This is a genomic window from Acidocella sp. MX-AZ02, from assembly GCF_000306035.1.
GTDB classification, from domain to species: domain Bacteria; phylum Pseudomonadota; class Alphaproteobacteria; order Acetobacterales; family Acetobacteraceae; genus Acidocella; species Acidocella facilis.
In genome coordinates, this window is the sequence record NZ_JH976208.1 from 537,063 (window position 1) to 550,351 (window position 13,289).

The window sequence follows — 13,289 nt, forward strand, 5'->3', positions numbered from 1 at the left end:
AGCAGCCCAGCCACCTGGCCCAGCAGCGTGTTCGCCCCCAGCGCTTTCTGCACCGGATTGGCGGCGAGCCCGCTGGCCGCGGCAGCAGCCGCACGCACCGCCGATTCTGGCGCCAAGCTGTAGCGCGGGGCGAGGAAGGTTCCGCCCACCTGCACCGGCACCGTGACATTGGTACCGCCGACGGCGAGGCGCGGCTTCAGCACCAGCCCCAGCGTTTCATCGGCGAAATTCACCGAGCCGCCGCCTTGCAGCAGCAGCCGGCTGGAATCGAGCGTTAGCGCCTTCACCGTGCCGGTGCCGTTCTGCGCATCCAGCCGCAGCGCCGCGCAGCGCACGGAAACCGGCCCCTGTGCCCCGGCGAGATTGGCCGGCAGCCCGACCGATTGCAGCGCGCCGCCGAAAATCTGCCCGATCACCCGCCCATCGACCACGCCATTGACGCTGGCGATGCCCAACTGGCCGGTGACGGAACCGAGCAAAGCCGGCAGGGTATTGCCGTGCCCGCTGGCATCCAGCCGCACCTGCACCGTGCCCTCCGCCATGTTTTGCACGCCGAACCCATGCAGGAACGGCCCCAGCGCCAAGGCGGGGGCGTTGAGCTTGACGCTGGCGCTGGCCGGGTCGGTGCTGGCATCGAGGCTGGCGGAGGCGGTGATCGCCCCGCCCGGCAGCTGCGCGGTGAGCGGGCTGATTGTCAGCACGGCTTTGTTCAGCACCGCATGGGCCTGCACGGCGCTGTAAGTCGCCTTGCCATAGGTCAGGGAATCGGCGTGCAGCATCACATCGGCGCTGGCGCGGCGCAGCAGGCTGACCGGCAGCGCGATGTCCGGCACCAGCTGTGCTGGCGGTGCCGCGGCTGGGCTTGTCGCCGGGGTGGCGGGGGCGCTGGCGGCCGGCCAGGCGGCGGCGAGCGCGTCGATATCCGCCTGGGCGATGTTAAGATCCAGCTCCAGCTTCGGCGTGGCGCCGAAGCTCAGGCTGGCATCGCCGCCGAAGCTGGCATTATCCATGTTGGCGGCCAGGCTGTCGAAGCCGATTGCATGGTCCAGCCCCTGCCCGCCAGGGTCGATCAGCGTGGTCTTCACCGAGATGTTTTTCCAGCCGGGCAAGGCGGTGCCGGCGGCGGGCGACAAGGCGGCGAGGTCGGGGATGGAGAGGCTGAGCGCCAACGCCGCCCCGGCCAGCGTGTGCGGGGTGGCGATGCCGCCGGTCAGGCTGAGGCTGGCATTGCCCAGGCTGGCATTCAGGCTCTCGGCGAAATTGCCGGCCGGCGGGGTGCTGGCCGGCAGCCAGTTGGCCGGGATGAAGGCGCTGGGCGCGGTGAAATTGCCTTGCAAGGCGAAAGGCATCGCCCCCAGCGTGCCTTTGGCGCTCAGCGTGCCGGAACGGTCCAGCCCCGGCAGCTCCAGATCCAGCGCCGCCAGGGTCAGGCCCGGGCGCAGGCTGGAGAGGTCCGCTGCCCCGGCCTTCAGCGACACATTGCTGATCGCCGGCAGCTTCGCGCCCTGATCGGCGATGCGCGCGGTGAGGCTGAGATTTTGCAGCGGCGGCAGGCTGAGCCCGCCCAGCCAGGACGGGGGCAGGGCGGCGGTGAGGCTGGCCAGCGCCGGGATGGTGGCGTTCAGCGCCAGATCATAGCCGCTGGCATTTTGCGGGCGCGTCACCTTGCCCTGCAGCGTGGCGCTGGCGCCGGCGAAGCCGAAATTCAGATCCACCGGCCAGGGGCTGTCGCCGCTGCCGGTCAGCCGCGCCACCGGGCCAACCATGCCCTGCATGGTCAGCTTGGTGGCGCCGATGGCAGCCGCCCCGGTGAGGTGCAACGGCGCCTGCAGCGAGCTGGCCTGGCCGGTCAGTCTGGTGAGCTGGATCACATTCGGGGGGCTGCTGCCGGGGCCGCGCAGGATAATCTGGCCATTCCGCAACTCCACCGCCTGCAGCGCCACTTTATAACGCGGACGCTTGCCGTTCGGCGCCGGGGCGGTCTCGGCCGGGGTGGCGGGGGCGCTGGCGGCCGGGGCGAAATTCCAGTCCGCCTGGCCCTTTGCGTCGCGCTCCAGATAAAGTTTCGGGCCGACCAGCACCAGGCGCAGAATATTCACCTGATGATGCAGCAGCGGCAGCAGCGCGATCTGCGCCTGCACCTGGTCCAGCGTCAGCAGCGACGGGTCGGCAAAGCCTTGCGGGTTGGAGAGGCTGAGCGTGCTGGCGGTCAAGGTCGGGGTCAGCGAGAGCTGCAGCTTGATCGGCCCGCCAATGCTGAGCTGCCGCCCGGTCGCCTGCTGCACCGCCGTGATGATCTGCGGCGCGTAATCATTCGGGTTGAACCGCGCCACGAACCAGGCCGCCCCCGCGACCGGCACCGCCACGGCCAGCGCCACCGCCCCGCCGACATACCAGATCCAGCGCCGCCGCCGCGCGGGGCGAGGATTTTCGCGTGAAACCGGGGTGCGCTGCCTGTCCATGAAGCGGAATTAGTCGCTTTTATGCCGATAGACGAGGGGCAAGCTTGTGAAACAGCGCAACACGCGCTATGCGCCCCGGCTTAAGTTTGTCGGCCCGGATGCGGGCGTGGTGAAACTGGTAGACACGCCAGATTTAGGTTCTGGTGGCGAAAGCCATGGGGGTTCAAGTCCCTCCGCCCGCACCAGACCGCTTTGTTGTTGATTTAACGAGGTTTGTTCGTCCCATGCAGGTTACCGAAACGCTCTCCGACGGCTTGAAGCGCGGCTTCACGGTCGTGGTTCCCGAACCCGAACTGGCCGCCAAGCGTGAGCAGCGTTTGGCCGAGCTGAGCAAGACCATCCAGATGCCGGGCTTCCGCCCCGGCAAGGTGCCGATGAACATCGTGCGCAAGCGCTATGGCGAGGCCGTGGCCGCCGAGATCGTCGAGGGCGCGGTGAACCAGGCTCATTCCCAGCTCCTCACCGAGCGCAATCTGCGCCCGGCGATGCAGCCGAAGCTGGAAATCGTCAAGCCGGGCACCGAGTCCGAGCTGGAATTCACCGTCGAGATGGAAATCCTCCCCGAGGTGGCGGTGCCGGACCTGTCCGATGTCACCCTCTCCAAGCCGGTCGCCGCGGTCAGCGATGACAAGGTCGAGGAAAGCCTGAAAAACATCGCCGAGCAGCGCAAGAGCTTCACCAAGGTCGAAGAGACCCGCCCGGCCGTGGCCGGCGAGCAGCTGACGGTCGATTTCATCGGCCGCATCGATGGCGTGGCCTTCGAGGGCGGCACCGCCCAGGATGTGGCGCTGATCGTCGAAGGCCCGGGCTTCATCCCTGGCTTCACCGAGCAGGTCGTCGGCATGCAGGTGGGCGAGACCAAGACCATCACCGTGACCTTCCCCGAGGAATACGGCGCCAAGGACCTGGCCGGGAAGACCGCCGAATTCGAGATCACCGCCAAGCAGTTGGCCGTGGCAGAGGTGCCGGTGCTGGATGACGAGCTGGCCAAGACCATGGGCCTCGAAGGGCTGGAGCAGCTCAAGGAGCGCGTGAAGGAGCAGATCGGCCGTGAATATGAAGGCCTGACCCGCGCCAAGCTGAAGCGCGCTTTGCTGGACGTGCTGGCCGAGAAGGCGCAGTTCCAGGCCCCGGTGTCGCTGGTCGATGCCGAGTTCGACGCGATCTGGGCGCAGGTTGAGGCCGAGAAGGAAGCCGGCGAGCAGGACCCGGAAGATGCCGGCAAGGACGAAGAGACCCTGAAGGCCGAGTACAGGGCGATCGCCGATCGCCGTGTGCGGCTGGGCCTGCTGGTCGCCGAGATCGGCCGCGCCAACGAGGTGCAGGTGACCGACCAGGAGCTGCAGCGCGCCATGTTCAACGAGGCGATGCGCTATGGCCCGCAGGCGATGCAGGTGGTCGAGTTCTTCCGCAAGAACCCGCAGCAGATGGAGCGTTTCCGCGGCCCGATCTTCGAGGATAAGGTGATCGACTTCCTGCTCGGCTCCGTGAAGCAGGATGAGGTCAGCGTCTCCGCCGAGGAACTCGCGAAGGACCCGGAAGAGTAAGAAAGCAGCCGCTTTTTGAAAAAAGCGGCACCAAAAACTTTTGCGATTTTAGGGTGAAGCCGTTTCTCCGCGAGGGGAAACGGCTTCACCTTTCTGAGGCGCCTCTAGACGAACCGGAAAGATGCTCTAACCTAAGAAGCATGACGCCGTGTTTCGCGGTTATGGCGGCCACGTGCTGGCGCGGTAACGAGGCGGAAGCTGCGGTTATTTGATAAAGGATTGAAAACACATGTGGGATCGGGATCCTGTCGAGGTCTATAACAACAACCTCGTGCCCATGGTCGTCGAGCAGACCGCGCGCGGCGAGCGCTCTTACGACATCTATTCCCGGCTGCTGAAGGAACGCATCGTCTTCCTCACCGGCCAGGTGAACGATGTCGTGTCGTCCCTGCTCTGCGCCCAGTTCCTGTTCCTGGAGAGCGAGAATCCGAACAAGGAAATCTCCTTCTACATCAACAGCCCGGGCGGCGTCGTCTCCTCCGGCCTCGCCATCTATGACACGATGCAATATATCCGCTCGCCGGTGTCCACCGTCTGCCTGGGCCAGGCCGCCTCGATGGGCTCGCTGCTGCTCTGCGCCGGCGCCAAGGGCAAGCGATTCGCCCTGCCGAATGCCCGGGTGATGGTCCACCAGCCCTCCGGCGGCGCCCAGGGCCAGGCCACGGATATCGAAATCCAGGCGCGCGAGATCCTCAAGCTGCGCTCCAAGCTGAACCAGATCTATGTGGATCACACGGGCCAGCCCCTCGAAGCCATCGAGGCGAAGCTGGAGCGCGATACCTATATGTCGGCGGATGAGGCCAAGGATTTCGGCATTGTCGACGAGGTGGTGAAGTACCAGTCCGAGACCGGCAGCCTGAAGAGCGACGCGCCGAAGCCCGACTCCAGCGGAAGCTAAGCCTCGCGCCCAAGCCTTCCGAAGGTTTCGGAAATCCGGTCCGTTCAACAAAAGGACGGCCGGATTTTTCAGTTTTTTGACGTTCCGCGACGCAAAAAGAGGCCGTCCCCGGCCGGAAATTTTCGATACAGGTCTGAAAACCCTGTAATTTTATGAAAAAACCCGGCGCTTGTGCCCTCTGGCACGGGGGATTAGTCTTTTCAGCTAAGACGCGGGTTGTGGAGTGACTATGACCAGTAAATCGGGCGACACAAAAAATACGCTTTACTGCTCCTTTTGCGGCAAGTCCCAGCATGAGGTGCGGAAGCTCATTGCCGGCCCGACCGTGTTCATCTGCGATGAATGCGTCGAGCTGTGCATGGATATCATTCGCGAGGAGCATAAGACGCATCTCGTGAAGACGCGCGACGGCGTGCCGACGCCGCGTGAGATCTGCAAGGTGCTCGACGATTATGTCATCGGCCAGATGCATGCCAAGCGCGTGCTCTCGGTGGCGGTGCATAACCATTACAAGCGCCTCTCTCACGCGACCAAGAGCAACGATGTCGAGATCGCGAAGTCCAACATCATGCTGGTCGGGCCGACCGGCTCGGGCAAGACGCTGCTGGCCCAGACCCTGGCGCGAATCCTCGACGTGCCCTTCACCATGGCCGATGCGACGACGCTGACCGAGGCCGGTTATGTGGGCGAGGATGTGGAGAACATCATCCTCAAGCTGCTGCAGGCCGCCGATTATAATGTCGAGCGCGCCCAGCGCGGCATCGTCTATATCGACGAGGTGGATAAGATTTCCCGCAAGTCGGACAATCCTTCCATCACCCGCGATGTCTCCGGTGAGGGCGTGCAGCAGGCGCTGCTGAAGATCATGGAAGGCACCGTGGCCAGCGTGCCGCCGCAGGGCGGGCGCAAGCATCCGCAGCAGGAATTCCTGCAGGTGGACACCACCAATATCCTGTTCATCTGCGGTGGCGCCTTCGCCGGGCTGGAGAAGATCATCTCCGCCCGCGGCAAGGGCTCGGGCATCGGCTTCGGCGCGGATGTCCGCTCCCAGGATGAGCGCCGCATGGGTGCCATCCTGCGCGAGGTGGAGCCGGAGGATCTGCTGAAATTCGGCCTGATCCCGGAATTCATCGGCCGTTTGCCGGTGGTCGCCACGCTGGAGGATCTGGATGAGGCGGCGCTGATCGAGATTCTCACCAAGCCGAAGAACGCGCTGGTCAAGCAATATGGCCGGCTGTTCGAGATGGAGGGGGTGAAGCTCACCTTCACCGAGGATGCGCTGAAAGTGGTTGCCAACCGCGCCATCAAGCGCAAGACCGGCGCGCGCGGGCTGCGCTCGATCATGGAAGGCATCCTGCTCGCCACAATGTTCGACCTGCCGGGCCTGGAAGGCGTCTCCGAGGTGGTGATTTCCGGCGAGGTGGCCGAAGGCCGCGCCGAGCCGCTCTATCTCTACTCCGAGACCCGGGCCGAAAACGCCTCCTGAGGCGCTTCTGCCTTGCAAGCCTCGCCGTGAAGCGGGGCTTGCAGGGGCCTGCTCACCTGCCGATATGTCGAATGTGGCCGTAAAAGACGGCGCATCGCGCTGTGCCTGTTGAGGGCAGCCGACAGACCTAAGGAATATATATATGTCTGACGTTAAAGACCCCGGATCGCCCACAGAGACCCTCGCGGTGCTGCCGCTGCGCGATATCGTGGTGTTCCCGCACATGATCGTGCCGCTCTTCGTGGGGCGCGAAAAATCCGTGCGCGCGCTGGAAAGCGTGATGAAGGAAGACAAGCAGATCCTGCTGGTCGCGCAGAAAAACGCCGCCCAGGACGACCCGGCGGCCGATGATATCTACCGTGTCGGCACCGTTTCCACGATTTTGCAGCTGCTGAAGCTGCCGGACGGCACCGTGAAGGTGCTGGTGGAAGGTCTGCGCCGCGCGAAAATCACCGATTTCAAGGCCACCGAGGATTTCTTCGAGGTGGTGGCCGAGCCGATCGAGGATCGCGGCGACGAGGCCAAGGAGGTCGAGGCGCTGGGCCGCACCGTGGTCGCGCAGTTCGAGCAATATATCAAGCTGAACAAGAAGATCGCGCCGGAGGTGCTGGTTTCGGTCAACCAGATCGAAAGCCCCTCGAAGCTGGCCGATACGGTCGCCAGCCATCTCGGGCTGAAGATTTCCGACCGCCAGGAGCTGCTGGAACTGGACAGCACGGCGGAGCGGCTGGAGCGCGTCTTCAACCATATGGAATCCGAAATCGGCGTGCTGCAGGTCGAGAAAAAGATCCGCAACCGCGTGAAGCGGCAGATGGAGAAGACCCAGCGCGAATATTACCTCAACGAGCAGCTCAAGGCGATTCAGAAGGAGCTGGGCGAGGGCGAGGACGGCAAGGACGAGACTGCCGAGCTTGAGGAAAAGATCAAGGCCACCAAGCTCTCCAAGGAAGCGCGCGAGAAGGCGCTGGCGGAGCTGAAGAAGCTGCGCTCGATGAGCCCGATGAGCGCGGAAGCCACGGTGGTGCGCAATTATCTGGACTGGATCGTCGGCATCCCCTGGAAGAAGCGCAGCAAGATCAAGAATGACGTGATCGAGGCGGAGAAGCTGCTCGACGAGGAGCATTTCGGCCTGGACAAGATCAAGGAGCGCATCGTCGAATATCTGGCGGTGCAGGCGCGCAGCCCGAAGGTACGCGGCCCGATCCTCTGCCTGGTCGGCCCGCCCGGCGTCGGCAAGACCTCGCTGGGCAAATCCATCGCCAAGGCGACGGGGCGGCAATTCGTGCGCATGTCGCTGGGCGGGGTGCGCGACGAATCGGAAATCCGTGGTCACCGCCGCACCTATATCGGCTCCATGCCGGGCAAGATCATCCAGGGCATGAAGAAGGCGAAGACCTCCAACCCGCTCTTCCTGCTGGATGAGATCGACAAGCTCGGCGCGGATTGGCGCGGCGATCCGGCCTCGGCCCTGCTGGAGGTGCTGGACCCGGAGCAGAATTCCACCTTCGCCGACCATTATCTGGAGGTGGATTACGACCTCTCGGACGTGATGTTCGTCACCACCGCCAATAGCCTGCGCATGCCCCAGCCGCTGCTGGACCGCATGGAGATCATCCGCATCCCCGGCTACACCGAGGATGAGAAGGTGGAGATCGCCAAGCGCCATCTGCTGCCCAAGCAGGGCGAGGCGCATGGGTTGAAGAAGGATGAATGGTCCGTCTCCGACGACGCCATGCTCGAGCTGGTGCGCACCTATACGCGTGAGGCCGGCGTGCGTAACCTGGAACGCGAGCTGGCGACCCTGGCCCGCAAGGCGGTGAAGGAGATTGTCACCGCCAAGACCAAGAAGGTGAAGATCACCAAGGAGAATTTGCAGAAATTCTCCGGCGTGCCGAAATTCCGCTTCGGCGAGACCGAGGCGGAGGACATGGTGGGGGTTGTCACCGGCCTGGCCTGGACCGAGGTGGGCGGCGAGATCCTGACCATCGAGAGTGTGCTGCTGCCCGGCAAGGGCGGCATCAAGCAGACCGGCCAGCTCGGCGATGTGATGAAGGAAAGCGTGGCGGCGGCCTATTCCTATATCCGCTCGCGCGCCACCCAGTTCGGCATCAAGCCGCCTTTCTTCGATAAGCGCGACATCCATGTGCACGTGCCGGAAGGCGCGACTCCGAAGGATGGCCCGTCGGCCGGCATCGCGATGGCGACCTCCATCGTCTCCGCGATCACCGGCATACCGATCCGTAAGGATATCGCCATGACCGGCGAAATCACCCTGCGCGGCCGGGTTCTGCCGATTGGCGGCCTGAAGGAAAAGCTCCTGGCGGCCCTGCGCGCCGGCATCACCACCGTCTTCATCCCCAAGGATAACGAGAAGGATCTCGTTGAAATCCCTGAGAATGTGAAGAAATCCCTGACCATCCTACCGGTCAGCCATGTCGATGAGGTGATCAGCAAGGCGCTGGTGCGCGCCCCTGAGCCGATCGAGTGGGACGAAGCGCCGGAGGAGCTGGCGAAGGCGCCGGATGGCGAGGTGAGCGCCTCTCTCCCGCACTAAGCAAACCCAAGCGTTTGACGGGTGGCGCGCGATTTGGTTATGACCGCGCGCCACTCTTTTTTGTGGACTGCCCGCGCTGTTTGCGGACAAGCCCGTCACACCCAACCCGACAACAGGGAGTTTTGCCCGTGAACAAGAATGATCTGATCGCCGCCGTGGCCGAGGAAGCCGATCTGTCCAAGGCGAAGGCCGCGGAAGTGGTCGATGCCGTGTTCGGTGCGATCGAGAAGACGCTGAAGAAGAAGGAAGAGGTTCGCCTGGTCGGTTTCGGCACCTTCGCCACCGCCGAGCGTGAGGCCTCCAAGGGCCGCAACCCGCGCACCGGCGAGGAGATCGACATTCCGGCCTCCACTTCCGTGCGCTTCAAGCCCGGCAAGACGCTGAAAGACGCCGTCAACTAATTCAGGCCTGGCCTGAACCGGGAATGGATGGTGTTTCATCCATTCCCCCGCTTCGTATGGGGGCGGTTAGCTCAGCGGTAGAGCATCTCGTTTACACCGAGAGGGTCGGCGGTTCGAAACCGTCACCGCCTATACGAAACAACGCTTATGGATCATTTCGGCAAACCTCGCCGCGAAAATATCCACAGTAATTTGCGCAAACGCGATGTCATACGCTTGACGCTGATTTCAATGCCAAGTACATCGCCGCCACGCCTTACGCGGGTGTAGCTCAGTTGGTTAGAGCGCCGGCCTGTCACGCCGGAGGTCGCGGGTTCGAGCCCCGTCACTCGCGCCATTCCTTGCTCCGGCAAAGCTTGCTTCGGCAAAGATTTTCATTATTCCTAAAATTGAATAAGGTTACGATGCGCCGTGCGATTTCGTGCGGTCTTCACGCGTTTGCGCAGCATGGCTGTCCATTTTGGGGCGGGGTTGACCGCAGGCTGTTGCGGTGCGACACGGCGGGTAATAATCCACTACGGTTGGCCGTTTTGGCTATGCCGGCGCGATCAAGGAGATGAGCACAAGTGCAGCTGAACCTGGCTCAGTACTTTCCGATTCTCATTTTCGTCGCCCTCGCCGCTATTCTGGGCGTTGCTTTCATCGCCGGCTCGCTGCTGGCCGGGAAGCAGAAACCCTATGCTGAAAAGCTGTCGGCTTATGAGTGCGGCTTCGAGGCGTTCGGCGATGCCCGCCGGCGTTTTGATGTGCGCTTTTACCTGGTGGCCATTCTTTTCGTGATCTTCGATGTCGAGGTGGCGTTTCTGTTCCCCTGGGCGGTGTCGCTGGGCCATATCGGGCTGGTCGGGTTCTGGTCGATGATGGCCTTCCTGGCGGTGCTCACGGTCGGCTTCATCTATGAGTGGAACAAGGGCGCCTTGGATTGGGAATAAAGCCATGAGCACTGCGCCAAACAATGCTGACATCGCCTGGAACCGGGAGGCGCTGCCGCCTGGGGCCGAGCAGGATGCGGTGATCAAGGGCATTACCGGAGAGCTCGCCGGCAAGGGCTTCATCGTCGCCAATATCGACAAGGTGGTGAACTGGGCGCGCACCGGCAGCCTCTGGCCGATGACCTTCGGCCTGGCCTGCTGTGCCGTGGAAATGATCCACGCTTACATGCCGAAATATGATCTCGACCGGTTCGGCATTATCCCGCGCGCCTCGCCCCGCCAGTCGGACGTGATGATCGTCGCCGGCACCCTGACCAACAAGATGGCCCCGGCTCTGCGCAAGGTCTATGACCAGATGCCCGAGCCGCGCTGGGTGATCTCGATGGGCAGCTGCGCCAATGGCGGCGGCTATTACCATTATTCCTATTCCGTCGTGCGCGGATGCGACCGCATCGTGCCGGTGGATGTGTATGTGCCGGGCTGCCCGCCCACCGCGGAGGCGCTGGTCTACGGCATCATGCAATTGCAGAAGAAGATCCGGCGGACGGGGACGGTGCTGCGTGGCTGAAGAAACCGACATTCAGACCGAGGCGCCTGCCGCGCCGGTCGATGACATTCTGGTGGGGCTGAGCGCGCTGCCGGGGGCGCATGAGGTGAAGCGCGCGCTGGGCGAGGCGATCATCCTCACCACACGCGAGGCCGCCCATGCGCTGCTGCTGGCCCTGCGTGACCAGCTCCAATTCCAGCAGGTGATGGATATCTGCGCCGTGGATTATCCTGAACGCGCGCAGCGTTTCGAGGTGGTCTATAACCTGCTCTCCGTCACCCGCAATCAGCGCGTGCGCGTGATCTTCTCCACCGATGAGGCGGCCGAAGTGGCCTCCGTCACCGATATCTGGCCGGTCGCCGGCTGGTGGGAGCGCGAGGTCTGGGATCTGTTCGGCATTCGCTTCAACGGGCTGGCTGATCACCGTCGCATCCTCTCCGATTACGGGTTCGAGGGTCATCCTCTGCGTAAGGATTTCCCGCTCACCGGCTATGTCGAAGTGCATTATGACGATGAGCGCCGTGCTGTGGTTTACGACAAGGTTAAACTGACGCAGGAATTCCGGAATTTCGATTTCCTCTCGCCCTGGGAAGGCATGACCCTGCTCCCCGGCGATGAGAAGGTGAACAGGAGCCGGTCATGAGCGAGGCCGTCGCGAAGACCAAGATTTTCGAGGTCGATAGCCACACCATCAATTTCGGGCCGCAGCATCCGTCCGCGCATGGCGTGTTGCGTCTGATCCTGGAGATGGATGGCGAGGTGATCGAGCGCTGCGATCCGCATATCGGGCTGCTGCATCGCGGCACCGAAAAGCTGATCGAGTATAAGAGCTATATGCAGGCGGTGCCGTATTTCGACCGTCTGGATTACGTCTCGCCGATGGGCTGCGAGCATGCTTTCGCGCTCGCCACCGAAAAGCTGCTGGGCGTGCAGGCGCCGGAGCGGGCGCAATGGATTCGCGTGCTGTTCGCGGAGCTGACCCGCGTGCTCAACCATCTGCTCGCCATTGGTCATTTCGCGCTCGATTGCGGCGCGATTTCGCCGAGCCTGTGGATGTATGAGGAGCGGGAAAAGCTCCTCGAATTTTATGAGCGGGCCTCCGGGGCGCGCTTCCACTCGAATTATTTCCGCCCCGGTGGGGTGGCGAAGGATCTGCCGGCAGGGCTGGAAGCGGATATCGCGGCCTGGGCCGATGAATATCCGAAATTCATCGATGAGATGGAAAACCTGCTGAATGGCAACCGCATCTTCAAGCAGCGTCTCGTCGATATCGGCGTGATCTCGGCGGATGAAGCGCTGGCCTGGGGCTTCTCCGGCCCGTCTTTGCGCGGCTCTGGCGTGGCGTGGGATCTGCGCCGCGCCCAGCCTTACGACAAATATGCCGAGGTGGAATTCGATGTTCCGGTCGGCAAGCATGGCGATTCTTACGACCGCTATCTGGTGCGCATGGCCGAGATGCGCGAGAGCGTGAAAATCGTCAAGCAGGCGCTGGCGAAAATGAAACCGGGGCCGATCAAGGTGCAGGATCGCAAGATCACCCCGCCGACGCGCGCCGAGATGAAGCATTCGATGGAAGCTTTGATCCATCACTTCAAGCTCTATACCGAAGGCTATCACGTTCCCGCCGGTGCCACCTACACCGCCGTGGAAGCGCCGAAGGGTGAGTTTGGCGTGTATCTGCAGGCGGATGGCTCCAACCGGCCCTATCGCTGCAAGATCCGCTCCACCGGCTTCGCGCATCTGCAGGCCGCGGACAGGCTGTGCAAAGGCCATATGCTGGCCGACATGGTGGCGATCCTCGGATCGCTCGACATTGTTTTTGGTGAGATCGACCGGTGAGCATCAATCACGCAGAACCGACCAGCTTCGCCTATACCGACGCCAACATGAAGTTGGTGCAGAAGGCGATCAAGAAATATCCCGAGGGCAAGCAGATGAGCGCGGTGAAGTCGCTGCTCGATCTGGCGCAGCGCCAGATGGGCGAGCAGACCGGCTCCGCCTGGCTGCCGCGCGCGGCAATGGATGTTGCAGCTGAAATCCTCGGGGTTTCGCCGATGCGCGTGTATGAGGTCGCGACCTTCTACACGATGTTCAATCTGAAGCCGGTCGGCAAATATCATCTGCAGGTCTGCACCACCACGCCGTGCTGGCTGCGCGGCTCGGATGACATCGTCTCCGCCTGCAAGAAGGCCAGCGGCGTCGCCCATTTCGGCGGCACCAGCGAGGATGGGCTGTTCACGCTCAAAGAGGTGGAATGCCTCGGCGCCTGCGTGAACGCGCCGATTTTGCAGATCAACGACGATTATTATGAGGACATGAATGCCGAGCGCGTCGAGGCGCTGCTGGCCGATCTGAAGGCGGGCAAGCCCTTGCCGCCGGCCGGCTCGCTTGGCGGGCGGGCCTCTTCCGCGCCCGCCGCCGGGCTGACCTCTTTGACCTCCAACCCAACCGCCGGGGAGTGA

At 63.2% G+C, this 13,289-nt stretch carries 11 protein-coding genes and 3 tRNA genes; 13 read left to right on the top strand and 1 reads right to left on the bottom strand.

All coding sequences use genetic code 11. From position 1 onward, the window contains the following. A partial coding sequence (locus MXAZACID_RS10815; RefSeq protein ID WP_008494384.1) for an AsmA family protein occupies nt 1–2,462 on the bottom strand: 2,462 nt, incomplete at its 3' end. 100 nt (nt 2,463–2,562) lie between these two features. Between MXAZACID_RS10815 and MXAZACID_RS10820 the strand changes: the two genes are divergently transcribed. The 13 genes from MXAZACID_RS10820 (at nt 2,563) to nuoE (ending at nt 13,289) form a co-directional block, all read left to right on the top strand. Next, a tRNA-Leu gene (locus MXAZACID_RS10820) sits at nt 2,563–2,647 on the top strand. A gap of 39 nt (nt 2,648–2,686) precedes the next feature. Then, on the top strand, nt 2,687–4,009 hold the full coding sequence (gene tig / locus MXAZACID_RS10825) for a trigger factor (protein ID WP_008494385.1): 1,323 nt from the start codon (nt 2,687–2,689) through the stop codon (nt 4,007–4,009). A 229-nt stretch (nt 4,010–4,238) separates the two neighbouring features. Next, entirely contained in the window at nt 4,239–4,907 is a 669-nt protein-coding gene (clpP, locus tag MXAZACID_RS10830; protein ID WP_008494386.1) for an ATP-dependent Clp endopeptidase proteolytic subunit ClpP, read from the top strand. Between the two features lie 229 nt (nt 4,908–5,136). After that, complete coding sequence (gene clpX, locus MXAZACID_RS10835) at nt 5,137–6,393, top strand: ATP-dependent Clp protease ATP-binding subunit ClpX (protein ID WP_008494387.1); 1,257 nt, start codon at nt 5,137–5,139, stop codon at nt 6,391–6,393. Nucleotides 6,394–6,535: 142 nt separating this feature from the next. After that, nucleotides 6,536–8,947, top strand: a complete 2,412-nt coding sequence (gene lon / locus MXAZACID_RS10840; protein WP_039885187.1) for an endopeptidase La — start codon at nt 6,536–6,538, stop codon at nt 8,945–8,947. A gap of 122 nt (nt 8,948–9,069) precedes the next feature. Beyond that, the gene (locus MXAZACID_RS10845; RefSeq protein ID WP_035179664.1) at nt 9,070–9,348 is read left to right on the top strand and encodes an HU family DNA-binding protein; all 279 of its coding nucleotides are present in this window, start codon (nt 9,070–9,072) and stop codon (nt 9,346–9,348) included. A 60-nt stretch (nt 9,349–9,408) separates the two neighbouring features. Further along, a tRNA-Val gene (locus MXAZACID_RS10850) sits at nt 9,409–9,480 on the top strand. 128 nt (nt 9,481–9,608) lie between these two features. After that, nucleotides 9,609–9,685 (top strand) — tRNA-Asp (locus MXAZACID_RS10855). A gap of 229 nt (nt 9,686–9,914) precedes the next feature. Then, entirely contained in the window at nt 9,915–10,280 is a 366-nt protein-coding gene (locus MXAZACID_RS10860; protein WP_008494391.1) for an NADH-quinone oxidoreductase subunit A, read from the top strand. Between the two features lie 4 nt (nt 10,281–10,284). Next, nucleotides 10,285–10,848: an NADH-quinone oxidoreductase subunit B family protein gene (locus MXAZACID_RS10865; RefSeq protein WP_026439729.1), complete on the top strand. Its 564-nt coding sequence runs from the start codon at nt 10,285–10,287 to the stop codon at nt 10,846–10,848. Beyond that, a complete protein-coding gene (locus tag MXAZACID_RS10870; protein WP_008494393.1) occupies nt 10,841–11,470 on the top strand; it encodes an NADH-quinone oxidoreductase subunit C in 630 nt (209 codons plus the stop codon). Before MXAZACID_RS10865 ends, MXAZACID_RS10870 begins: the two co-directional genes overlap by 8 nt. After that, nucleotides 11,467–12,666 carry an NADH-quinone oxidoreductase subunit D gene (locus MXAZACID_RS10875; protein WP_008494394.1) on the top strand — a complete coding sequence of 400 codons (1,200 nt, stop codon included), beginning with the start codon at nt 11,467–11,469 and terminating at the stop codon, nt 12,664–12,666. The genes MXAZACID_RS10870 and MXAZACID_RS10875 overlap by 4 nt, the downstream gene beginning before the upstream one ends. Further along, on the top strand, nt 12,663–13,289 hold the full coding sequence (nuoE, locus tag MXAZACID_RS10880) for an NADH-quinone oxidoreductase subunit NuoE (protein ID WP_008494395.1): 627 nt from the start codon (nt 12,663–12,665) through the stop codon (nt 13,287–13,289). Before MXAZACID_RS10875 ends, nuoE begins: the two co-directional genes overlap by 4 nt.

Coding starts and splice junctions, on each gene's coding strand:
- MXAZACID_RS10865 (WP_026439729.1), top strand. CDS start 10,285: ATGAGCACTGCGCCAAACAATGCTGACATCGCCTGGAACCGGGAGGCG.
- clpP (WP_008494386.1), top strand. CDS start 4,239: ATGTGGGATCGGGATCCTGTCGAGGTCTATAACAACAACCTCGTGCCC.
- clpX (WP_008494387.1), top strand. CDS start 5,137: ATGACCAGTAAATCGGGCGACACAAAAAATACGCTTTACTGCTCCTTT.
- MXAZACID_RS10875 (WP_008494394.1), top strand. CDS start 11,467: ATGAGCGAGGCCGTCGCGAAGACCAAGATTTTCGAGGTCGATAGCCAC.
- tig (WP_008494385.1), top strand. CDS start 2,687: ATGCAGGTTACCGAAACGCTCTCCGACGGCTTGAAGCGCGGCTTCACG.
- lon (WP_039885187.1), top strand. CDS start 6,536: ATGTCTGACGTTAAAGACCCCGGATCGCCCACAGAGACCCTCGCGGTG.